The sequence below is a fragment of the Haloarcula japonica DSM 6131 genome, from assembly GCF_000336635.1.
Lineage (GTDB): Archaea > Halobacteriota > Halobacteria > Halobacteriales > Haloarculaceae > Haloarcula > Haloarcula japonica.
On record NZ_AOLY01000007.1, the window covers coordinates 78,307 to 100,625 of the forward strand.

23 protein-coding genes are annotated in these 22,319 nt (G+C 65.7%); 7 read left to right on the forward strand and 16 right to left on the reverse strand.

What is annotated here, in order from left to right:
• Positions 1-22: 22 nt before the first annotated feature.
• The 3 genes from C444_RS03630 to C444_RS03640 all read right to left on the reverse strand — a co-directional run bounded on the left by C444_RS03630 (position 23) and on the right by C444_RS03640 (position 2,681).
• Positions 23-1,027: an AI-2E family transporter gene (locus tag C444_RS03630; protein WP_004591014.1), complete on the reverse strand. Its 1,005-nt coding sequence runs from the start codon at positions 1,025-1,027 to the stop codon at positions 23-25.
• A gap of 64 nt (positions 1,028-1,091) precedes the next feature.
• Positions 1,092-2,174, reverse strand: coding sequence for a geranylgeranyl reductase family protein (locus C444_RS03635; protein WP_004591015.1), 1,083 nt, complete (start codon positions 2,172-2,174; stop codon positions 1,092-1,094).
• Positions 2,175-2,255: 81 nt separating this feature from the next.
• Entirely contained in the window at positions 2,256-2,681 is a 426-nt protein-coding gene (locus tag C444_RS03640) for a DUF5518 domain-containing protein (RefSeq protein ID WP_004591016.1), read from the reverse strand.
• Between the two features lie 123 nt (positions 2,682-2,804).
• Between C444_RS03640 and C444_RS03645 the strand changes: the two genes are divergently transcribed.
• A complete protein-coding gene (locus tag C444_RS03645) occupies positions 2,805-3,191 on the forward strand; it encodes a hypothetical protein (RefSeq protein ID WP_004591017.1) in 387 nt (128 codons plus the stop codon).
• Positions 3,192-3,234: 43 nt separating this feature from the next.
• Here C444_RS03645 and C444_RS03650 read toward each other — a convergent pair whose 3' ends face one another.
• The 4 genes from C444_RS03650 to uvrA all read right to left on the reverse strand — a co-directional run bounded on the left by C444_RS03650 (position 3,235) and on the right by uvrA (position 10,281).
• Positions 3,235-4,209, reverse strand: coding sequence for a WD40/YVTN/BNR-like repeat-containing protein (locus C444_RS03650; protein ID WP_004591018.1), 975 nt, complete (start codon positions 4,207-4,209; stop codon positions 3,235-3,237).
• Between the two features lie 38 nt (positions 4,210-4,247).
• Entirely contained in the window at positions 4,248-6,380 is a 2,133-nt protein-coding gene (locus C444_RS03655) for a pentapeptide repeat-containing protein (protein WP_004591019.1), read from the reverse strand.
• 72 nt (positions 6,381-6,452) lie between these two features.
• On the reverse strand, positions 6,453-7,220 hold the full coding sequence (locus C444_RS03660; protein WP_004591020.1) for a hypothetical protein: 768 nt from the start codon (positions 7,218-7,220) through the stop codon (positions 6,453-6,455).
• Between the two features lie 82 nt (positions 7,221-7,302).
• The gene (gene uvrA / locus C444_RS03665; RefSeq protein WP_004591021.1) at positions 7,303-10,281 is read right to left on the reverse strand and encodes an excinuclease ABC subunit UvrA; all 2,979 of its coding nucleotides are present in this window, start codon (positions 10,279-10,281) and stop codon (positions 7,303-7,305) included.
• 135 nt (positions 10,282-10,416) lie between these two features.
• Between uvrA and C444_RS03670 the strand changes: the two genes are divergently transcribed.
• Both C444_RS03670 and C444_RS03675 read left to right on the forward strand, forming a co-directional pair.
• Entirely contained in the window at positions 10,417-10,998 is a 582-nt protein-coding gene (locus C444_RS03670; protein WP_004591022.1) for an LURP-one-related/scramblase family protein, read from the forward strand.
• Positions 10,999-11,056: 58 nt separating this feature from the next.
• Positions 11,057-12,463 (forward strand): LVIVD repeat-containing protein, encoded by a 1,407-nt coding sequence (locus C444_RS03675; protein ID WP_004591023.1) that lies wholly within the window; start codon positions 11,057-11,059, stop codon positions 12,461-12,463.
• A 30-nt stretch (positions 12,464-12,493) separates the two neighbouring features.
• Here the strand turns inward: C444_RS03675 and C444_RS03680 are convergent, their stop codons facing one another.
• Genes C444_RS03680 through C444_RS03690 form a run of 3 tightly spaced genes read right to left on the reverse strand, consistent with a single transcriptional unit; the run spans position 12,494 to position 14,471 of the window.
• Positions 12,494-13,894, reverse strand: coding sequence for a DUF402 domain-containing protein (locus tag C444_RS03680; RefSeq protein WP_004591024.1), 1,401 nt, complete (start codon positions 13,892-13,894; stop codon positions 12,494-12,496).
• The gene (locus tag C444_RS03685; protein ID WP_004591025.1) at positions 13,891-14,265 is read right to left on the reverse strand and encodes a DUF7532 family protein; all 375 of its coding nucleotides are present in this window, start codon (positions 14,263-14,265) and stop codon (positions 13,891-13,893) included. The genes C444_RS03680 and C444_RS03685 overlap by 4 nt, the downstream gene beginning before the upstream one ends.
• A 44-nt stretch (positions 14,266-14,309) precedes the next feature.
• Positions 14,310-14,471, reverse strand: a complete 162-nt coding sequence (locus C444_RS03690) for a preprotein translocase subunit Sec61beta (RefSeq protein ID WP_004591026.1) — start codon at positions 14,469-14,471, stop codon at positions 14,310-14,312.
• Positions 14,472-14,586: 115 nt separating this feature from the next.
• Between C444_RS03690 and C444_RS03695 the strand changes: the two genes are divergently transcribed.
• The gene (locus tag C444_RS03695; RefSeq protein ID WP_004591027.1) at positions 14,587-14,853 is read left to right on the forward strand and encodes a thioredoxin family protein; all 267 of its coding nucleotides are present in this window, start codon (positions 14,587-14,589) and stop codon (positions 14,851-14,853) included.
• Positions 14,854-14,900: 47 nt separating this feature from the next.
• Here C444_RS03695 and C444_RS03700 read toward each other — a convergent pair whose 3' ends face one another.
• The 5 genes from C444_RS03700 to C444_RS03720 all read right to left on the reverse strand — a co-directional run bounded on the left by C444_RS03700 (position 14,901) and on the right by C444_RS03720 (position 18,538).
• Positions 14,901-15,653 (reverse strand): response regulator, encoded by a 753-nt coding sequence (locus C444_RS03700; RefSeq protein ID WP_004591028.1) that lies wholly within the window; start codon positions 15,651-15,653, stop codon positions 14,901-14,903.
• A gap of 394 nt (positions 15,654-16,047) precedes the next feature.
• A complete protein-coding gene (npdG, locus tag C444_RS03705; protein ID WP_004591029.1) occupies positions 16,048-16,716 on the reverse strand; it encodes an NADPH-dependent F420 reductase in 669 nt (222 codons plus the stop codon).
• A 49-nt stretch (positions 16,717-16,765) separates the two neighbouring features.
• Positions 16,766-17,155, reverse strand: coding sequence for a hypothetical protein (locus tag C444_RS03710; protein ID WP_004591030.1), 390 nt, complete (start codon positions 17,153-17,155; stop codon positions 16,766-16,768).
• Positions 17,156-17,232: 77 nt separating this feature from the next.
• The gene (locus tag C444_RS03715) at positions 17,233-18,105 is read right to left on the reverse strand and encodes a TIGR01548 family HAD-type hydrolase (protein WP_004591031.1); all 873 of its coding nucleotides are present in this window, start codon (positions 18,103-18,105) and stop codon (positions 17,233-17,235) included.
• Between the two features lie 19 nt (positions 18,106-18,124).
• Positions 18,125-18,538 (reverse strand): UPF0146 family protein, encoded by a 414-nt coding sequence (locus C444_RS03720; protein WP_004591032.1) that lies wholly within the window; start codon positions 18,536-18,538, stop codon positions 18,125-18,127.
• A gap of 30 nt (positions 18,539-18,568) precedes the next feature.
• Between C444_RS03720 and C444_RS03725 the strand changes: the two genes are divergently transcribed.
• The 3 genes from C444_RS03725 to C444_RS03735 all read left to right on the forward strand — a co-directional run bounded on the left by C444_RS03725 (position 18,569) and on the right by C444_RS03735 (position 20,487).
• Positions 18,569-19,090: an archaemetzincin family Zn-dependent metalloprotease gene (locus C444_RS03725; protein WP_004514915.1), complete on the forward strand. Its 522-nt coding sequence runs from the start codon at positions 18,569-18,571 to the stop codon at positions 19,088-19,090.
• Positions 19,091-19,158: 68 nt separating this feature from the next.
• Complete coding sequence (locus tag C444_RS03730) at positions 19,159-19,374, forward strand: hypothetical protein (RefSeq protein ID WP_004591033.1); 216 nt, start codon at positions 19,159-19,161, stop codon at positions 19,372-19,374.
• 129 nt (positions 19,375-19,503) lie between these two features.
• Complete coding sequence (locus tag C444_RS03735; protein WP_004591034.1) at positions 19,504-20,487, forward strand: hypothetical protein; 984 nt, start codon at positions 19,504-19,506, stop codon at positions 20,485-20,487.
• Positions 20,488-20,489: 2 nt separating this feature from the next.
• Here the strand turns inward: C444_RS03735 and C444_RS03740 are convergent, their stop codons facing one another.
• Positions 20,490-22,319 carry a ribosome biogenesis/translation initiation ATPase RLI gene (locus C444_RS03740; protein ID WP_004591035.1) on the reverse strand — a complete coding sequence of 610 codons (1,830 nt, stop codon included), beginning with the start codon at positions 22,317-22,319 and terminating at the stop codon, positions 20,490-20,492.

Below are 22,319 nucleotides of genomic sequence, written 5' to 3' on the forward strand. Positions count from 1 at the left end.
GCAATTGCTGACACAGTCCACACTACGTCAGTTTCTGCTGGTCCCCCTGTCGCTCGCTTGTCAGCAGCGACGACAGTTCGACCAGTAGCGCGATAGCGACCGGCCCGGCGATAAAGCCGATAACACCCAGCGTCAACACGCCGCCGGTGAACCCGACGAAGTAGAGGCTAGCTGGGAGGCCGGTCGTGTAGCGGGCTAGTTTCGGCCTGATGACTGCATCTGGGAGGAAGCCGATGAAGACGAGGCCGAACACGGTCACTAGTATCGCCCCGGTGATGTTGCCGTTGATGATATCCGCGACAGCGATGGTAAGGACGACGACGCTGGGGCCGACGACGGGGATGAACTGCAGGATGCCGGCGACTACCGCCAGCGCGAACGCGCCCTGATAGCCCAGCAGCCAGAACACGACCCACGCCACGACGAAGGTCCCGAACGCTGTCGCCGCCTGGAGAACGTAAATCGCGTACAGTGTTCCCCGGAGCCGCTGGTGGAGTCGGTTGACGACCTCGTGATACGATGTCGGCACCGTCCGGTAGACGGCCTTTTTCGGGGCCTGTGGCTGCCAGAGCATCGCGTAAACGAGAATCGTAAACAGGACGGCTTTCAGCGCCAGGACGGGCGATTCTGCCGCGAGGGCGACTGCGAAATCCGTGAGTATCCGTCGCGCTGATAGCAACGTCGGCGCGATTTCCACCGGATAGCTAAACCCGCCGACATCGATGGTCACCATCGGTGGGAGTTGCTGGAAGAAGGAAAACAGGTCACGACGGCGGAGATACAACACGGCCCCGAGCGGGACGACGATGAATGTGCCGCTGACGAAGGCGATACCAGTCGTCACGGCCGCCGAAAGTCGCTTGTTGAGCCCGTGGCGTCCGAGCCATTCAGAGACGGGGAACAGGACGTATGCGACCGTAATAGCGAAGAATATCGTCGATAGCACTCGTGCGAGCAGGACTGTCGTCAGACAGCCGGTGAGAACGAGCAAGCCCGCGAGGACGTAGGTTCGTCGGCGTGTTACCACGCCCGCCCCTTTCCAGCGGTCGGTAAAAACGTTACCTGCAAACGATAGTTCGGTAACACGTCCGTCAGGACCGGGAGAACAGCGCCGCCAACTGCTCCCGGGAGAACAGCGTCGTCGGCCGGTCCATGTGGACGCCAATTTCGCCTTCGAAGGCTTTCATCCCGGCTTTCTGTATCGGCTCCGGCGCGGAGTAGCCGGCCCGAACCGCGTGGCCGAGGCGGATCTCCTGCCGGAGGTCGTCGCGCCACGCCCGCTCGTAGTCGCCCAGCGTTGCCGGGTCCTCGGGGTCGATTTCCCGGGCGGCGTGGTCGGCGGCGGTCATGCCATAGCGGATGCCGCCGCCGGTGAAGGGCTTGGTCTGTGCCGCGGCGTCGCCGATGAGGAACGACCGCCGGCCGGTGACTCGCTTCGGCGGGCCGATGGGGATGAGCCCCGAACAGCGGCGGTCGGTCTCGACGCCGTAGCCGTCGACGAACTCCTCAAAGCGGCCGCGGGCGTCGTCGCCCGGCGGCACCGCCAGTCCGTACTCCACGCCAGCCTCGCCTCGTGGGATGCGCCAGGCGAAAAACCGCGGGACGGTGAGGTGGACGTCGACGAAGTCGCCGTGGTCAACCTCGTCGCTGAACCCGAGCACGCCGTGGAGCAGTTCGTCGGGCTCCGGGAGGTCGAGTTCCCGCCGGACGCGGCTCTTCGGGCCATCACAGCCGGCGACCATCTTTGCTCGGTGCGTCTCGATGCCGTCGTCGCCGCGGACCTCGACTGTGACGCCGTCCCTGTCTTCGGTAACGCCGACGACCGAATGCCCCTCGCGAACGTCGGCACCGGCGTCGCGAGCTAGCCCGGCGAGATGCTTGTCCAGACCGACGCGGTCGATGACGTTCGAGATGACCTCGTCCTTGTAGAAGGGGTGGTCCTGGCTCCCGGGGCCGCCCGTGTGGAACCGCGCGCCAGAGATCTCGTTCTGGAACAGCTCGTCGCGGGCGTCCTCGGTGAACTCCCAGATGTCCGTGCTCACGTGGCCCGAACAGGCCAGCGGCTTGCCGATCTCGCCCTGTTCGAACACCACCACGTCGAGCCCCCGACTCGCCGCCTGACGCGCGTACCGGGACCCAGCCGGACCCGCGCCGACCACCACAACATCGTGCATACACGTTCTCTCGGTGTCACGAACCAAATACCTTCTCGATTCAGACGGGCTGGCGCAACGAGTTCTGCGACGACCGTCGGGTCAGCTACCCGCCGTAGGGACCCGCGGATGGCCCTGTCGCTCAGCTAGCCAGCCGCCGAAACGGCCGGCCAGGCTGCCACACAGCATTGGAAGGGCGACTATCAGCGCTCCGATTGACATCACGATACCGACGCTGACAATTTGGAACCACAGCGGGTTCGGGATTGTCGGGACAATTAGAAACGCCTCTTTCAGTGACCAGAGAGCTGGAATACCGCCGATGAGTCCGACTCTGACTCCGGCGGCGGTCCCCGTCCCGCCGTGGCGCTTGACTAGATACCCCGAGACGACACCGCCGAGGACCACTCCCTGAAAGGTGATGTCCGACGACGACCGCAACACGTCTGCGAGCGTGAACAGCGCGGGGACGACGCCGCCGATGAGGGCGTATTTCCACGTCTTCGAGAGCTCGAACTGGAGGGGCATAGTCGGACGGTGGTCCGATAGGGTGAAAAACCATCTCCCTGATGACACAACCAACCGCGAACAGGCCGCTGTGGTGCCGGTCCGACCGGGACGCATTTGTCGGTGTCGCCCCTGTTGACGGCTATGACGGAGTACCAGCCCGGGGTGTGTAACATCGGTGCCGACCAGCGCCGCGCCCGCAGACTGTCGGCCGTCGCCTCGTTCGCGGTCGCCATCGGTATCGCCATCGCCGCCGTCCTCGGCGCGATACCCGACCTGTCACTGTGGGCGACCGTCCCTTTCGTCTTCGGCGGGTACGTCGGCGCGCTGCAGGACCACTTCCGATTCTGCGTGGCCTTCGGTGCGCTCGCCCGCTACGACCTCTCGGGGTCCGGCGGCTCCAGCGGGCGCGTCGACGCGAGCGAGGCCGTCCGCGCCGACCGGCGACGGGCGGCGAAAATTCTCCTGCTTGCGGCCGTTGCGACGGTCGTTACGAGCGGCCTCGGCGCCGTTTTCCTCCAGTTGGTGTAGGCTGCGGACGGACTCTGACGCCTTCGACTCGCTCAGCCTCACCTCACACGACAGCCAACCCGCTGGGGACTTGGTCGTACTCGGCCGGCCAGTCCCCGTCGCCGGGGTCTCGTCGGGTCCACGTCTCCCCGTGTTTCGACTGGAACAGGCCGTAGTTTGTCAGCGCGAGAAAGCCGTCGTCCGGGTCAGCGGCGAGCACCGGCCGGGCCAGCCCCGCCGGTCCCGGCAGACCGTCCATCGACCGTCGCCACCGGTCGCCATTCCACTGGTACACGTAGCTCTCGCCGCTGGTGCTGTGCGCCGACCGGGGGCCGCTGGCGGCCGAGACGACGATGCGGTCCGGGTCGTCGGGGTGGACGGCCAAGCCCCACACGTACCGATGGGCCAGCCCGTCCTGCGGGTGGGTCCACGTCTCGCCGTGGTCGGTCGACAGCGCGAAGCCGTCGCCGGCGGCGGTGTACACCCGGTCCGGAGCGTCGGGGTGGGTCGCCAGCGTGTGGTTGTCCCGCCGTGCGCCGTCGGGGTGGTCGATCCACGTCTCGCCGCCGTCGGGACTGCGGACGAACGCGCCGGCCTCGATGGCGGCGTACACCTGCTCCGGGTCGTCCGGGGCGAGCGCGATCCACCGGACGTGGTGGGTATCGGGCCGCGGCGGGAACGACCACCGCGCCGACGATTCGAGGCCGGTCAGTCTGGGGCGCTCGGTCCAGGTCGCCCCGCCGTCGGTCGACCGGTAGACCGCGCTCGGCTCCGTCCCGGCCCACACCACGTCGGCGTCGTGCGGGCTGACCGTGACGCTCGTCACGCGGTCCCCGGCGTCGAGGACTGCCTCCCACGTCGCTCCGCAGTCGGTGGTCCGCTGGAGGCCAGCATCGGCAGTTCCCACGAAGGCACGCTCCGGTTCGGCTGTTCCCGCGGCGACGCACTCGATGTCGTGGCCGAGCAGGCAGTCGTCCCAGCCGCTGTGGCTGTCGCCGCCGAGGACGCGGTCACCGAGCGCGGCGTAGGCGATATGCATACCTGTACTACGGCCGCGAGCGAAGAAAGCTGGCGGTGTCAGCGACTGACCGACCGCGTCAGCGCGAAGACGTACAGCGCGACGAAGAAGCCGCCCAGGAACGCCTCGGACTGGGCCAGCAGGGAGACGGTCGGATTGCTGACCCCGCCGACGCCGCCGAGGAAGAAGGCGATGAACGACCCGAGGCTGAGCTGGGCATACTGGCCCACGCTCCCGAATAGGTCCGGCGCGATAGCGAGATAGAGGCCGGCGTAGGCGGCGATGAGTACCGCCGACGCCGCGAGCGTGTATGACGCCCGCTCGCCGTAGCCGGTCGTCACGAACAGGAAGGCGTTCATTCCCCAGCGGGTGAGGGCTCGGCCGCGCTCCCGCAGCGACGCCTCACCGTCGCGGACGCACCGGGACTGACAGCGCCGCCGGTAGGCCAACTGCGACATGAAGAACTCGGAGGCGGTGGTGTTGTCGGCGATGTCGTTCGCGCCGTTTTTCGCCCGGAGGTACGTCACCTCGCCGGCGGCGGCCTCGATTCGCCCCTCCGTAGCCGTCGACAGGCGTTCGAAGGTCGCGCCGGCGTCCGGTCCCAGCGCCCGGTCGCCGGCCCGTTCGGCTGCGCGCTCTGTCACTGTCGCCGGTTCGTCGGCCGCTGGGTCCGTGCCGTCCGCCAGGGCTCCGACCGCGTCGTCGAGCGCGGCCGGGTACGCTAGTGCGGCCCGAAGGCCGTCCCGGAGCGCGCTATCGAGTTCGTGCAGGCGGTAGTTCGCCCCCTCTAGGTCGATACCGTCGTCGTCTCGGAAATCGAACCCGGCGAACCGCGTCCGGTAGAACACAATTCTGTCGAGGACGCTGTCTGTCCCGTCTCCCTCGAACCTGACTGTTCCCAGCGTCGCCCGCTCCAGATCGTACACGGCGGCTCCGGCGTCCGGCTGGCCGAACACGCCGTCCTCGACCGACGTCTCTGACAGCGAGACGACCGCGACCTCGGCCGGCCCGACAGCCGCGGACCGCAGGTCGACCGTACCGACGGTGCAGTCGCGGATTCGGACGGTGCCGAGACAGGTCACGTCCGCCGCACGTAGCCGGTCGATTTCGCTGTCCTCGAACCGAGGGCTCGCCAGTGTCGCCCCGTCCAACTGGAGGTCGGCCACGGTCGCGTCGGTGACGGTCGTTCCGACCAGTGTCGTGTCCGTGGCATCGAGCCGCGCGATGTCCGCCCCGGCGAAGTCAGTGCCGACGAACGCCGAGTCGTGTACCACCAGCTTCATCGAGACGACGGCGTCGGCGAACGTCGCGTCGGTAAATTGCACGTCTGGGAGGTAGAGCCGCTCGGCCTCGATCCGTTCGAAAACGGCCTCGTCGTAGCTGGTCCCGTTGAAGTAGCCGCCGCTGAACGTCGCCCCGTAGAACCGCGCCGTGCCGAACTCCGCCCACCGGAAGTCCGCCTCGTCGAAGGTCGCGTGGTAGAAATCCCCCGTCCCGAACTGCGCCTCATCGAAGTCGGCCATCTCCAGTGTGGCGTGCTGGAACGACCCTTCCTCGACGGTCGCCCGGTCGAAGGCGGCGTCGGTCACCGACGCCCGGTCGAAGTTCGCAGTTCCAATCGTCGCGTCACGGGCGTCAATCTCGGACAGTCCCGCGCTCTCGAACGTAGCGGTGTTCAGGTGTGCGTCGCGGAGGTCGATCCGGTCCGCCGCCACTCCAGTGAACACCCCATCTTCGATCTCGGCGTCCCTGGCGTCGATTTCGTGATACCGGCCGTCGAACCGTGCGGTCCCCGCGACCGTCGCGCCCCGGAGGTCGAGGCGCTGGCCGAACTCGCTGTCGGTGCAGTCCAGCCGCCCGAGCGTCGCCCCGCGGAGGTCGACCGGGTGGTTGTCAGCGCTGTCGACGACCGCGTTCGACAGGTCGAGGGCGTCGAACGTGGCCCCGAGAAACTGCTTCGCCCGCTTCCGCTCCTGCCGACTCCCGTCGTCACCGGCGGCTATCGCGTCCAGAAAGGCTTCAGAGACGTCCACATCGTCGGGGACATTCTCGGGCTGGCAGTGGAACGGACAGCGGGATCTGCCTTCGATTGCGCCGTGTGGACAGTGCCACTCCTGTTCGAGTTCCTCGCCCCACTCTGTGCCGTCGTCCGTGAACGTACACTGACTCCCGGCGCGCCCCGACCAACCCATCGTTGCCAGAAACGGTCAACAGGCAGGATGATAAGCGCTTCTACACCCGTTTCGTCGTGATACGTGAAAGCTCTACGGCGTCCACCAGCGCAGCCCGACCATCACGAACACGATAGCCAACTGCATCAGGCCCTGCAGGCCGCCGAGCTTGGCGTTTCGCATCCCGATCTCTGAGACCAGATCAACGTCGGGGTTCTCGGAGACGACCTGCCGGTAGATGCGGACCTCGCCGGGCAGGACGACGCCGAAGCCCTGCACGGATAGCAGGGTCACGATACCGAGCGTGGCGGCGATCCACCACGAGGTCATCGCGAAGGCGGGCAGCGTGGTCGCGAGATACGCGCCGGAACCAACGACGGCGACGCCGAGGACGCCAAGTGTCCTCGGATCGGTCAGCGCGTCGAACTGGTAGCCGATGAGGAGGATGACCGGAATCAGCGTCGCAGCGGTCAAGATTGCCAGCCACGGGTCCGCGTTGGGGAACTTCCCGAGGCGAAGCGACAGCAGGATGCCGCCGGCGATGGTCACCGTCGCCAGCGTCGGCATCAGGAACGTCATCTTGGGCGTGAACGACGCGAAGAAGTCAGCCCGTGCATCCGGCTCCTGACCACCGAGCACCGGCCCCAACACGAGCCCCATGAACAGGTCGATACCGGTCCACAGTACCCCGGCCATCACGTGTACGTATGTAAGTGCCCGAATGTTCCCGCTAGCGACGGCCCCTGCAAACGCGATGAGCGGGACGGCCACCGCCCCCGCTGCGAACGCCGGGTTCGCCTGTTTCGCCAGCCCACCGATACCCCGTTTCTGTTCGACGCGATCCGCTGTCGACTGCGCCATAGCTGGCTCTATCAGGTTTCGCTAGCCTGAAAAACGTTGGTGGCTGGTTGGGATATTGCCTGTTTTCGCCGCCCAGACAGCCCTAGTCGTCGTCCGCGGCCGGCTGTTCGGCCGCTAACTCGCGGTCCGCCCGCGGCCCCTCCAGGTCGACGTTCGGTAGCAGGTCGCGGAGGTACTGTCCGGTGTAGGACGCCTCGGTCCGGGCCACGTCCTCCGGGGTGCCCTCGGCGACGAGTTCGCCGCCGTTCTCGCCGCCCTCGGGGCCGAGGTCGATGATCTGGTCGGCGTTCTTTATCAGGTCGAGTTCGTGCTCGATGACGACCACGGTGTTGCCGTCGTCGGTGAGCCGGTGGAGCACGTCGATGAGCTTGCGCTCGTCTTCCGGGTGGAGTCCCGTCGTCGGCTCGTCAAGCAGGTACAGCGTCTCGCCGGAGTCTTTCTTGCCGAGCTCCTCGGCGAGCTTGACGCGCTGGGCCTCGCCGCCGGAGAGCGTGGTCGAGGGCTGACCCAGGCGCATGTAGTCCAGGCCCACGTCCTTCAGGAGTTCCAGCCGGCGGCGGATGCCGCCGTGGCTCTCGAAGAAGTCGTAGGCCTCCTCGACGGTCATGTCGAGCACATCGGCGATGGTCGCGCCCTTGTAGGTCACGTCCAGCGTCTCGTCGTTGTAGCGCGCGCCGCCACACTCCTCGCAGGGGACCGTCACGTCCGAGAGGAAGTTCATGTCGATGGTGACCGTCCCCTGGCCGCCACAGCCCTCACAGCGGCCGCCCTTGACGTTGAACGAGAACCGGCCGACCTCGTAGCCGCGCTGTTTCGAGAGGCTCGTCTCGGCGAACAGCTCGCGGATGTGGTCGAAGACGTTAGTGTAGGTCGCTGGGTTCGAGCGGGGCGTTCGGCCGATGGGCGACTGGTCGATAAGCCGCACCGTTTCGATGTCGTCGAGGCCGTCGATGGCGTCGTGCTCGCCGGGGTTCACGTCGGTGTCGTTCATCCGGCGGACCAGCCCCTTGTACAGCACGTCGTGCATCAGCGTCGACTTTCCGGACCCGGAGACGCCCGTGATGGCGGTGAACGTCCCCAGCGGGATTGACACGTCGAGGTCCGCGAGGTTGTGCTGGCGAGCGCCCCGAATCGTAAGTTCGCCGTCGGCCTCGCGGCGGCTCTCGGGGACCGGAATCGTCCGTTCACCGGAGAGATACTTCCCGGTTACCGATTCCTCGGTGTCGATAAGCTCGTCCATCGGGCCGTTGACGACGACCTCGCCGCCGCGCTTGCCCGGGCCGGGCCCCATGTCGATTATCTGGTCGGCCCGGCGCATCGTCTCGGTGTCGTGTTCGACCACGAGCAGCGTGTTCCCGAGATCTCGGAGCTCTTCGAGCGTGTTCAGCAGCCGGTCGTTGTCCCGCTGGTGGAGGCCGATGGAGGGCTCATCAAGAACGTAGAGGACGCCGACGAGGCCGCTCCCGATCTGCGTTGCGAGGCGAATCCGCTGGCTCTCGCCGCCGGACAGCGTCGAGGCCTCGCGGTCCAACGTCAGGTAGTCCAGGCCGACCTCGGTCATGAAACCCAGGCGAGCCCGGATTTCCTTGAGGATCTCCTCAGCGATCTTCCGGTCCCGAGCCGAGAGGTGTTCCTCCATCCCCTCGAAGTGCGCCAGCGCGTCGCTGATGGACATTTCGTTGACCTCGGTGATCGAGGTGCCGTCGACGAGTACCGCCCGCGACTCGGCTTTGAGTCGCGTCCCCTCACAGGCCGGGCACGTCGTCGTCGCCATGAACTCCTCGATGTGCTCGCGGGCGCGGTCCGAGTCCGTCTCGACGTGTCGCCGCTCCAGGTTCGGGATGACGCCCTCGAACCGCTCGGTCTTCTCCCGGGTCCCGTTCTTGGTCCGCCACTCGAAATGGACCCTGCTGTCGGTCCCGTAGAGGAATTGCCGCTGAATGGACTCGTCTAGCTCCTCGAACGGCGTCGTGAGGTCCACGCCGAAGTGCTCGGCAACGTTGTCCAGTTGCCGCGAGTAGTACGTCCGGTCGTAGCTCCAGGGTTCGAAGACGTGCTTGAGCGGCTTCGTCGGGTCGGTGATGACCAGATCCTCGCTGACCTCCTTCGTCTCGCCCAGCCCCTCACACTCCGGGCAGGCCCCGTGCGGTGAGTTGAACGAGAACGACCGCGTCTCGATCTCGGAGATGTCGATACCACAGTGGGTGCAGGCGAGGTCCTCGGAGAGTTCGACGACGACGCGGTCCGAGGTAGCGCCGTCGTCTTCCTCGCCGTCGGCGAGGTCTCCGGTCGCTCTGGCGTCCGACCCACCGAGCGTCTCCGCCGCGCCCTCGGGCGGGTCCGGCAGGATCACCTTCAGCGTCCCGTCGGCCTCGTCGAGTGCGGTCTCGACGGAGTCCGTGATGCGCGAACGGGCGTCCGGCGAGATCTTCACGCGGTCGACGACCACGTCAACGGTGTGGTCGTAGTTCTCGTCCAGTTCGGGCCGGTCCAGCGTGAGGTCGAACTCCTCGCCGTCGACCTCGACGCGGCTATACCCTTCTCCGACGAGGTCGTCGAACAGGTCCTCGAAGGCCCCCTTCTGGTCGCGGACGACCGGCGCACACAGTTTGGCGCGGGTCCCCTCGGGGAGTTCCAGCAGTCGAGAGACCATGTTCTGAGCGGACTGTTCGCCGACCTCGCGGCCACACTCCGGGCAGTGTGGCGTACCGACGCGGGCGTACAGCAGACGGAGGTAGTCGTGCAGTTCGGTGACGGTCCCGACCGTCGAGCGGGGGTTGTTGGCGGCGTTCTTCTGGTCGATGGAAATCGCCGGAGAGAGTCCCTCGACGTTCTCGACCTGTGGCTTGTCCATCTGCCCCAGGAAGTTCCGTGCGTAGGCGGAGAGCGATTCGATGTAGCGCCGCTGGCCCTCGGCGTACACCGTCTCGAATGCGAGCGAGGACTTACCCGACCCCGACAGCCCGGTGACGACTGTCAGTTCCTCGCGGGGAATCTCCACGTCGACGTCCTTGAGGTTGTGTTCCTCGGCCCCTCGGACCTCGATAATATCCTTGCTCATCCTTGGATTTTACTTGGCCGGCAGGGGGGAAACCCTGTCGGTTCGGGTCTCGGCGACCGACTCCCAGCGCGGGCCTGTTTTTATTTTGAGTGCTATGGCGAAAGATTTACCACAAATATCGAATATGAGATTGGTATGGGTGTGACAAGCGACTACGACATCACGGGAATCGACCTCTCTGATGACAGCTACACGGTCGAACAGAGCCTGATCCGCAACAAGTACAAGGCGATGGACGCCGCCGGGAACGTCGTCCTTCGCGGGAAACAGAAGATGCTGAAGATGAAGGAGGAGTTCCCGTTTGTTGATGCAAACGACAACGAGGTGTTTCAGGTCAAAGCCGGCGGCATCATCGACGTGGCCGGCAACTACGTCCTCACCGACTCGAAGACCGGCGAGGACATCGTCATCCTCGACAACGACTACTCCATCTTCCAGGACACGTGGAAGATCCGGGACGCCAGTACCGAAGCGAAGATAGCCGAAATCAATTCCCAGGGCGCGCTCGTGACCATCGCCCGCAACGTCGTCCCGTTCGGCGGCTGGATTCCCCACAAGTACGAGATCGCCGACCAGGACGGCAACCACGTCGGCAACATCGACGGGCAGTTCTCGCTGAAAGACCGCTACGAGATCACCATCGACGACGCCAGTACTGTCCCCAAGGAGCCGATCATCGCGGCGGCGATGGTCATCGACGCCATCCAGGGGAACTGACCGGCGATCCGCTGCGGGCACCGGAATCCTTCTTGCCCTGGCTCCCCCAGAAACCGCTATGCGCCGCCGGACGGTCCTCCGACGACTCGCCCTCGCAGGAACAGGCGTCGGCATAGCGACGGGGACGACCCGCGGTCACCCGACGCCGACCGGCGATGGGACGGCTGAGCCAGCGCCAGCGGACACCCCGACTGGCGAGGACCCGCTGGGCGTGCTTGAGATGGAGACGGTGTACGAGGTCGTCACCAGCCCCGACGGGCACACGGCCTACGTCGCGACGGGCAATGGTATCGCGCTCGTCGACCTCGTCACGCCGACCAGCCCCCGCCTGCTCAGCCGACGGACCGACCTGCTATCTGAGAGCGACAGCGGACCGATACAGCGGGTGCAAGACCTCGCTGTTAGCGATTCGCGGCTATTGGCCGCCGGTCCCGCTCACCCCGCTGACGGGGCCCACGGTTTCGTCGTCTTCGACGTGAGCGACCGGCAGGACCCGCAACGGATCGCTGGGCTCGAACTTGACACGCGCATCCACAACTGCCACTTCGACGGTCGTTACGCCTACCTGACCGCGAACGACCGCGACGGCAACCCCCTGCTCGTGGTCGATGTCGACGCCGAACAGGAAGCCGGCGAGTGGTCGCTGCTCGACGCCGATGACGCCTGGACCGACGTGCCGACGAGCCTCTGGCCGCTGCACGACGTGTGGGTCCAGGACGACCGGGCCTATCTGGCGTACTGGGACGGCGGGACGTGGATCGTCGACGTGTCGGACCCGAGTGATATCTCGTTGGTGGCGAAGGTCCGCGGCCGGACTCCCGAGGACCTTGCGGCCATCGAGGACCCCGGCACTGAGCGGAGCGAACCGCCGGGAAACGACCACTTCGTGACGGTCGACGAGGACGCGTCGCTGCTGGGCGTCGGCGGCGAGTCGTGGGACCTCGGCGACGACGACAGCGGCGGCCCCAGCGGCATCGAACTGTACGACATCAGCGACCCGACCGACGCCGAACTGCTGTCGACGCTTGACCCGCCACCGACTTCCGACCCATCGCCGGGGGGCATCCTCACGACGGCACATAATTTCGAACTGACCGACAACCGCTGTTACTCCGCGTGGTACAACGGCGGGGTCCGGGTCCATGACCTGACGGACCCGACCGCGCCTGAACTCGCCTTCGAGTGGCGCGACACTGAAACGACCTCGTTCTGGACCGCCCAGCGGGCCGCCGGCTGTTTCGTCGCCGGGAGCACGAACGCGAGCCAGGGGACGGAGGTCCAGCCCGGGCTGTACACGTTCCCGGACCCACAGATACGGACACAGACGGCCACGGACGACGAAGCCAGCGGCGCTACCGACGCTGGCGACACATCCCTCGGAGTCGGCGGTCCGGGCTTCGGCGTCGGGTCGGCAGTTGCGGCGGTCGGGCTGGCAGCGTGGCGCGCCCGACACCGGCGAGACTGACGCCGCGTCGCGTGACTGACTCTCGCGCCGTCACTCCAGCGCGCTCTTGACAGCGGCGGCGACGCTCCGGGCACGCTCGGCTAGCGGCTCGGAGAGATGCCCGCGCTCGACGGCCGCATCGAGTTCGTCGTCATCGACCCGCTCGACGGTGCCGTCGGCGTGTTTCACCACGTCGACGTGGAGGTCGACGTAGCGGGCGGTGTCGGGGAATATCTCGACGGGCGTGCAGACGTTGACGTAGGTTCCCTTCTTTTCGCCGTCGCTGTCGCGGTACACCGTCGGATACCACCAGCGTCCCTCCTTGACTTTCGTTTCGGCGATGTCCCCGCCCTCTTTCGGGACGCCGAGGGCATCGTAGGTGCCGCCGGGGCTCATCTCGCGCTCGATGGTCACCGTCCCGTCGTCGTCGACTGACTGGACCTCGCCGCTGCCCAGCGTGATGAGCCGGCCGTCGGGCTTGCCGTGGCCCAGCGACAGCGACCCGCCGACCTGCGGGCCGAACTGCCGGGCCGTCACGGCGAAGGGGAAGTCCGTCTCACCGCTCTCTATGTCGTCACACAGCGCCTCGACGTAGTCGACGGCGGCGCTGGCCGCGCGGTCGCCGGCCTTCACCCGGTGGTGGCCGGGCATCGTCGCCGTCACCTCGCGGCGGGCCTCGTCGAGGGCAAACCGGCTCTCGCGACCGAACCACAGCCACGCCGTCGCCAGTCCTTCGTCGTAACAGGCCGGTGCGCAGTCCTCGGGCGGGTCGGCTCCCGTAAGCGCGTCGTCAATGGCCACCGCGCGCTCGTTGGCTGCGTCGAGTGCCTCTGCCAGCGCCTCGAAGCTCGCGTCCTCGCTCGCCGATTCCCACGAGACACCCCAGCCATCCCGAGGCTCAGCGGCGATAAGGTCTAGCATCGCCGGGCCGCCGGTCCCCGGCGTGCTGGTGGTTCCGCCACGGACGAGCGAGAGCAGCGACCCGCGGACCGCGACGGTCGCGTCCAGTACCGGCCGGCCGTTCGTCCACGGCGCGCTCGCTTCGACGACCTGCACCCGGAGCGTATCGCCCGTCTCGACTCGCTCGTCCGAAGACGAGTACGGGAGGAAGCCCTCGCCGTCGCCGAGGTCGACGACAGCGCCGCTCCCCAGCGTCTCAGTCACGGTGCCGGCATAGACCGCGCCCTCGGGCGTCGGATCGGTCCAGTGCAGCGTGTCCCGACCAATTTCGGTCAGGCGGTCGATGATTGTGTCGGCAACGTCGCGGTCACCGACGACGCCGACGCCCTGCTGGTCGTCCGTCGTCGCCACGGTGACCGCCGCCCGCTCGTCGGCGAACTCGCCGTCGAAGCGGTTCTGGATCGGTCCCGACGCCTGCACGACCTCGTGGCCAGCCTCGCGCAGCAACTGGGTCAGCGCCGTCGCGTAGATGCCCCTGACCCGGACGGTCATAGCGCGTCCTCGTCGTCGGCGAAGCGGACCCGCCCGTGGACCGTCGGCCCCAGCGAGAGCTCTACCTTCTCCTCGCTCAGAACGCGTCCGCCCTCGACCGGGACGCCCCAAGTGTCGAACCGCAGATAGCCCCGGATGTCGTCGGCATGGGTGAACAGGACGCAGTACTCGACGGTGTGTTCCTGAATGTCGCTCGAACTGTGGGCGATGTCCATATCGGAGTACACCGTCTTGCGGCCGTCGAAGAAGGCTTCGAGCGCCGCGGCCGCGTCGTCAGTGGCTTCGATCACTCCGTCGGAGGCCGCTTCGATGGTCGCTTGCTCAACGCCAGCATCGCGGAGCGCTTGCTGTTCGCGTTGCGTGAAGTGCATACCCGCGAGTCAGTGGCGGGGGGAGGAAAACAGTGCGGAATCGCCTACACGATCATCGCGTTTAGCACGAGCATCAACAGCCCGAACATGACGCCGGTCGCGACGATTGTTCGAGGGTCGATACGGACCGTGTTCTGGTCTTCAGCGTCGAAATACCGGACCAGTCCCGCACTGGACATCAGCCCGCCGCCGTCGCTACCACTCATACTTCAGGGTGGTGTATCACCAATACTAAGCCTTTCGGGTCGCCCGCGATTGCGTGCCCCAGGTACACATGGATAACCCTTATCAGATACCGCGGGCTAACACGAACAGAGTACTATGACGGTTACACTGAAGGACTTCTACGCGGACTGGTGCGGCCCTTGCAAAACGCAGGACCCGATCCTCGAAGACCTCGAAGAGGAGTGGGCAGACGTCGAGTTCGAGAAGATCAACGTCGACGAGGAACAGGACGTTGCCAACGAGTATCAGGTACGTTCCCTCCCGACGCTCATCATCGAGAACGACGACGGCATCGTCGAGCGCTTCGTCGGCGTCACGCAGGCAGACGACATCGACGACGCGCTGCAGCAGGCCTCGGCGTAACGCGGTCACTTTTGCGGTTCGTCACACGGCCAGTAGCGACCGCTGGCTCACTCCTGTTCGGCCAGTCCCGAATCGTCGATTTCGTCGACGGCGATCAGCATCCGCCCACCGTCGAGTGCCGTTACCATCTTCGACTCGGTGAAGGTGGTTTCGTCGGCCCGCAACCCTTCGCTCTGGCCGGTCCACTTCCCGCCGCTTCTGACGACGGGAATGACGTGGGTCCTGATGTGCTGGACCTCGTTGCTCGGGTGGAGTTCCGACCAGTGCTTGCCGACGAGCTCCTCCGACTCGTAGCCATAATACGAGGCGTAGGTCTCGTCGACTCGCTCGAAGCGCTCGTCCGTGCCGATGACGCCGACGCCGCTGAGTTTGACTTCGCTGCCCGTCTCGAAGCTCCCGTCCGAATCGACGGCGTGTTCGACCCGGCGGATGAGCGACGTGTACTGGTCCGTTCCGACGGATTTCTTGAGGTAGTCGGTGACACCGGCCTGAATGATTTCGGCGGCGACGTCACCGGTCTCTTCCCCCGAGAACAGCAACACCGGCAGTTCCTGGTGGGTCTCCCGGATTGCTTCGAGGAAGTCGATACCGTTCATCTCCGGCATATGGTAATCGCTGACGACACAATCGAAATCCGTCTCCGACGACCGAATCAGCGACAGCGCGGTTTCGGGGTTCGTCTCCGTCGTGACGGTACAATCGAGGCCGCTTTTCTCTCGCTCGAGATACAGTTCCACGAGGTCTCCCAACGCCCCGTCGTCGTCAACATGGAGTATTGCGAGCGGCTCTTGAGTCTCCATCCTCTACTATGACGGCTGCAGGACGCAAGTATTTGCTGCTCGCCTGAACTCATCTGACAACTATATGAAACCGCGACCCTCACTCCGGGCCGTGCCAGCGTTTCATCGCTGGCGGCGGGGAAGGGCAGGGCTGCAGTAGAAGCGGGATACGGAATGACACTGCTGCCGGCAGTCGGGCGGTCGCAGTGGGCATACCCCTCGCCGTCGGCGAGCGGTTTCACTCCGACCGCGCTCACAGAGCACGACTCGGAGATCGTTTTTAGCGAGATTTTGCGAGCCGAGCGGGACCCCCGGTCCCGCTGGCCGTGCGAACGGACGCTCTGCGCCCGTGAGCAGAGAGCCCTCCCACAGCGGCGCGAAGCGCCGCGAAGAAGGGCGACGAAGTAAAAAGGTACTACTGGAAGCGCACGCCGAGGTCGTGCAGGCTGTCGTTGTGGCGAGCGACGTTGATGAGCAGCGGGGTCAGCCCCTCGATTTCGGCGGCATTGGCGAGCGGGCCGCCGTCAAGCGCACGGATCCCCTCGATGCCTTCAGCGAGTTCACAGACGGTGTCCTTGGCGTCGGTGTCGTCGCCGACGACGATGGTGTCCCAGTCGAGGTCGGCATCGAGGTTAGCGAGGCGACCGGCCGCGAGGTTGTGGAAGGCACCCACAACGGGGGTGTCGTCCGGGGCGGCGTTGGCGGCCAGTTGCGTGACGCTCCCGGCACCGGGGCGGTTGTAGTGGAAGCCGTCCTCGTCGCGTTGCATCCCGACAGCGGGGGAAACGAGCGTGGTGTCGTCGAGTTCGTCCGCGACGGCGTCGATGGTGTCCGTGAGGTGATAGGCCGGGACGGCGGCGACCACCACGTCAGCGCGGGCGGCGGCCTCCTCGTTACCCAGACCGGCGATCTCCACGTCATCGTGGCCGCGGCTGGCCAGTTCTGTCTCGTACTCCTCGGCTTTGTTCGCCGCTTTCTCGGCTTTCCGCGAGCCGATGATGATCCTGTGGTTCGTGTCGTCAGCCCAGCGGAGGGCGAGGCCTTGACCGATGTCTCCAGTACCACCAAGCAACGCGATGTCCATACTTACGGCGTAGGCCGACCACTGAATAAACGTTGTGTGACAGGTTCACTCAGGTGTACGTTTCCCAGACTCGATCGAACCCACCGGCGAAGGTGATATACAGCGCGCTCCCAAGCCCCACCAGATAGCTGAGCCACTGGGTCGCGACGCCAGGGACTGAGGTGGCCCCGAGCACGAGAGCGAATACCGTCGAAATCGGGACCATCACGAAAAAAAGGACGATGATAAACATCCCGACGCGGCCCGGCCGATGGACGGATTCGAGGATGTGATCGTGTTCACGCATCGTCCAGTAGGCCGCGATGAGACCGAGTAGCTGGCAGGCAACGGCGTACAGCGGCACCAGGTCGACCGACGGTTCGCGGATGATCGCACCCCCGACAAGCCCGGCCCAGATGCTCACCAGGAATGCCCAGCCGAACGTCGACAGTCGTCGCATACCCGAGGTCTCTGTCCCGCTGGTGAAATCGTTGCTGTTTGCGGACAGCGGTGCTGCCGGCGACCGGATAACGCCGGCTACGCCGCGTCGAGAAGCTCCGGCAGGTCGGTGACCGATTCGACGACTGCGCTCGCGCCGTTGTTGGCGAACGTCCGGCGGCCGGCATCACCGGTCAGTCCGCCGGTCAGGACGCCGATGCCGTAGTAGACGCGCTCATCGTCGGCTTCGTCGGCGTTGACCGCGGTCGCCACGTCGTCGAGGGTGTCCCCGGCGAAGGCGACTCGCTCGGCGTCGAAGCGCTCGGCAAGGGTCCGCAGGGCGGCGGGGTGGGGCTTCCCTTCCGCCCAGTCGTCCATGGTGAAGCGGTGTTCCGTGGGCAGGTCGAGACCGACGCGCTCCAGTGCGATGTCTGCCTCGGCGGCCGGTCGGCCGGTAACAACGCCGACAGCGAAGCGGTCCTGCAGGGCTGACAGCGTCTCATCGTCGGCCAGTAGCGGCTCGTCGTGGATGTACCCCGGCGCGGCAAACGGCGGCTCGCCGCCCTCGATATCCCGGTAGAGGTCGGTACCGAGATACAGCGTCTGGAACACGTCCCGGAGCTGTTCGGGGTCCCAGGCGTCGAAGACGCGACCCTCGGCCGAGTCATCGAGTAGGTCACGAACCACTGCCTCGGCCGCGTCAAGGCCGCCGCCACGCTCGGCGATAGCGTCGGTAAAGGCCGCCAGGTCGGCGACGGCGGACTCGCGGCCTGCGAGAACGAACAGCGCGGCTGCATAGGTCAGTTCCCAGTCGTTGTTGAACCCGCCGGCGTCCTTGAACTGCTGGACCGCCGCCTTCTCGATTGTGTCGCCGTACACCCGGTCGATGGATTCGATGATTGCTCGGCGATAGGAGTCGGCCACGTCCACCAGCACGCCGTCGATGTCGAGGACGACCGCGTCGACTTGCATGAGCGTGGGAATGAGGTCCTTATTCAAGCGCTTTGCTATCCTTCGCCCGGTACAGCGTCTCCCCGCCACGGAGCTGCTCGCGCTCGACGGCGACCGTTGGTTGATCGCCGCCTAGCGTCGTGAACCAGAACGCCGCCCCGACAGCGTCGGCAACGGTCAGCGTCGGCCGGTGCAGTTCAGGCGGGAGATTCCGGGCGAATACGATGTCTGAATCCACATACACGGACTGATCCGGATCGAGGATGTCATCCACGACGAACCGCACCCCGTCGGGGACCTCCCGTTCGACGATGTCTGTTGCGGTCACATCCACGCCTCGCTCTGCCAGAGCTGCGGCTACATCAGGGTGGTTTCCGATGCCGACCTCGACGGCGGAATCGACGGACGCCAGTCGGTCGACGAGCGGGCCGGTGGTGTCGGTCACGTCGTACAATTTATGAGATGCGGGCGCATATGCGTTCCCATGCACGTCGACATCGTGCCGGTGGGCGAGGTCTCAGCCCAGGTCAAACGCGAGGCCTCGGACGGACTTCGCTCCGTCTACGACTGTGAAGTCTCGATGCACGAGCCACAGTCCATTCCCGCCGGCGCGTACGATGGGGACCGCGACCAGTACCGCGCAGAGGAGTTTATCGACCTCGCTCGCCGGGTCGGCTCTGGCGGTAAAAACATCGCTATCACGCCGAAAGACCTCTTCTATCGCCGTCGGAACTACGTTTTTGGACTCGCATACCTCGGCGGCTCCGGCAGCGTCATCTCTACGTACCGGCTCCAGACGTCCTCGGACGGCGGCTTCTCGAACCGCTCTGCCGGTGAGATCTTCTCACAGCGCGTTCGAAAAGAGGTCGTCCACGAGGTCGGCCACACGCTCGGTCTCGAACACTGTGACAACAAGCGCTGCGTAATGAACTTCTCCCCCACGGTCCGACAAGTCGACGTCAAGGAAGTCTCGCTGTGTGGGTCCTGCCAGCGAAACGTGTTGTAATTTGCGAACGGATACCAAACTGATTCGGTATAGCGCCTACACTTCTGTGGTACTTGTACACACACGCGATGAGCAAGAGTCAATCCCCCGAACGCGTTGCGGAACTGCGAGAGGTCTTCGTGACGGTCACCGGTGATGAAGCGGTCACTGAGTCCCAGACAGACGAGCAGCCGGACCGCGAACTCGACCCGGACGAGGAGTTCGATCCGGCAGAAGTCGACGATGGCTTAGACGATGCGGTTGCAGGGTCCGAAACCGGCGTGAGCGGTGACCCCGCGGCCTGATTTGCCCACATTGTCCCGGACGGGGTCTCGACAGTTAGCGACAGCGCTGTTGGAGTCGTTTCTGCTTCCGTATGTATCGGTGACTGAACCGACCCGTGGACTTTTCAAAACCGGCGTGAATCCGGGTGTATGGGTGTCGTTGGCTACGTCGGGTTCCTTGGAGTATCGGTCGCTGTCGCGGTTGGCGTCAAGTGGTTCGACCCCGCAATCGCGGCGCAACTGTCACGCCGGACGGGGCTCACCGGTGCCCGCGGCTGGGCAATACTCCTGGTCGCGCTCGTCTGGGTGTTCCTCCCCGTATTGGCCGGAGCACCTGTCGCTGACGGGCGTCCGTGGGTCATCGGTGCGGCCATCAGCGGCGTCGGTTTCTACCTCGGGACTATCGCACTCACGTCGCTGGACGAGTACCGAATTCTCGCCGCTGCTACGGCCGTTCCGCCGGCGGACCTGTCGGCACACACTGGCGGCGGTATCGTCGCAACGTCAGGGGTTCCCACCGTGGCTGACTCCGACGCCGCGGTGACCCCGATCTCCGGTGAGCCGTCGGTCCACACGGACTGGATTGCCCAGCAGCGGACCCGCCTCGGGTTCCGAAAGGTCTGGTCGAACGTCGCCACCAGCGTCGAAAGCATCCCGTTCACGCTCGGTGACGGTGCTGTGGCGGTCGATTCAGGTCGGCACCGCGTGTTCTCGAACGCGGAGCGCTACACGACTGTCGCCGAAGACGAATCGCTCCCGGATGCCGTCGCCGAGTTCATGCGGTCGTCTCCGGACCTGCCCGACCCCGAAGCGCGCGACGCCAGAACGCGATTCATCGAGGAGTTCGTCCCCAGTTCGGAACCCGTCACTGTCGTCGGCGAGCCGACGCAGGGCACGCGCCCCGGTCAGGTCCACATCGAGTCCGCGCCGCCGGACCGGCTGTTCGGGACGCACACGGACCACAGTGAATCGGACAGGGACGACACTGAGCCGATTTTGATTCGCGGGACCGTCGACGATGCTCGATGGCTCTTGCAAAAGCGACTCTTCGTCGTCGGTGGCTTCGGACTCGTAATGGTACTCGGCGGCCAGCTGCTCGCGTTCTGGCTCTCACCGGCGTCACTGCCCCTCTGAGCCTACGGCGCGTAGTAGTACTCGCCGGCGTTTTTCTGTTCGCGATCCAGTTGCGAGCCGGGCTTGTTGATACGGGGGCGTGAGGTCCGCTCGTCGCGGCGGAAGGTGATATCGAGGTTCTGGAGGAACTCGTTCATCCCCTCGCGCATGCCCTGTGGCGGCGCGGCGTGGCCGTTCTTCGCCGGTTCACCGTCGAAGACGAGCAGGCGGTCGGCCAGCAGGTCGATCATGTAGATGTCGTGGTCGATGACCATCGCCGTCGCGTCGTGGTTCTCGGCGTAGCGGCGGATGGCCGAGGTCGCCATCACCCGCTGTTCCACGTCCAAGTGGGCCGAGGGCTCGTCCAGCAAGTAGAGGTCAGCGTCCTTCGAGAGGCAGGCCGCGATGGCGACCCGCTGGCGCTCCCCGCCGGAGAGGTCGGTGAGCTGCTGTTCCATCACCGACTCTAGTTGCAGCGGCTGGGCGATTTCGGTGTTCCAGTAAGAGCTTCCGAAGTCGTCCGTAATCGACGCGAGGAACGCGTCGACCCGCATTGGCTGGTCGATCTCGATGTACTGGGGCTTGTAGGCGATGTCGAGGCTGGTGTCGATCTCGCCCGTGGTCGGTTCGAGCCGGCCGGCGAGCATCTTCGCGAATGTCGACTTCCCGATACCGTTCGGGCCGACGACGCCAAGCACCTCGCTCTCGCGGATGGTGCCGGCATCGACGGACAGCGAGAACTCGCCGTCGCCGTAGCTCTTCCCGAGTTCGGGGTACTCGATGACCACGTCGCCGGTGGAGGCACTGCGTGGCGCGTGTTCCTCGAACTCGATTTCCGTCTGGCGGACGCGCATGTTCTCGTTTTCGAGGTAGCCCGAGAGGTACTCGTTGATGCCCTTCTTCGTCGACTTGGGCGGCGTGATGATACCGAACGCGCCGGGCGTCCCGTAGGCGACGTTGATGTTGTCGGCGAGCAGGTCCAGAATCGCGAGGTCGTGCTCGACGACGAGCATCGAGCGGTCCTCGTCCTCGGCGAGTTCGCGGATGAGCCGCGCGGCGGTCATCCGCTGGCCGATGTCCAGATACGGCGTGATCTCGTCGAGGAAGTAGAAGTCCGCGTCCCGTGCCAGCGTGGCGACCAGCGCGACCCGCTGGAGCTCCCCGCCCGAGAGGTCGTCGATGTGGTTGTCGACGACCGGACCGATACCGGTTCGCTCGATGAGATAGTCGAGGTCACCGCGTTCGTCGGTCTGGTCGAGTAGCTGCCGGGCCTTGCCGTCGAACTGGTCCGGGATCCGGTCGACGTACTGGGGCTTGCGAGCGACGGTCACGTCGCCGTCGCGCATCTGTTCGAGGTACTCCTGCAGGGCGGTTCCGCGGTACTCATCGAGAATTTCGTCCCAGTTCGGCTCCTCGCCGTAGCGGCCCAGATTGGGCTGCATCTCGTCGGCGAGGATGCGGACGGCGGTGGTCTTCCCGATGCCGTTCGGGCCGAGAATCCCCGTCACTTGGCCCTCGGCAGGGCTCGGGAGCCCGTACAGCGCGAAGGCGTTCTCCCCGTAGCGGTGGACCGGCTCATCGGTCAGTTCCTGTGGGAGGTTGATGATCTCGATCGCGTCGAACGGGCACTTGTTCACGCAGATACCGCAGGACTCGCCCAGACAGATCTCCTCGGAGATGCGGACCTGATCGGGCTGGCCCTCGAAGGGCTCGTCCTCCTCGTACTCGTCTTCCCGCTTGACGATGCACTCCTTCCCGCTGCGGTTGGGCGGGCAGTAGTTCATGCACTCGTAGTTACAGCGGTCGGGCTGACACCGCTCTAGGTCGACGACGGCGATACTGTCCTCGGCCAT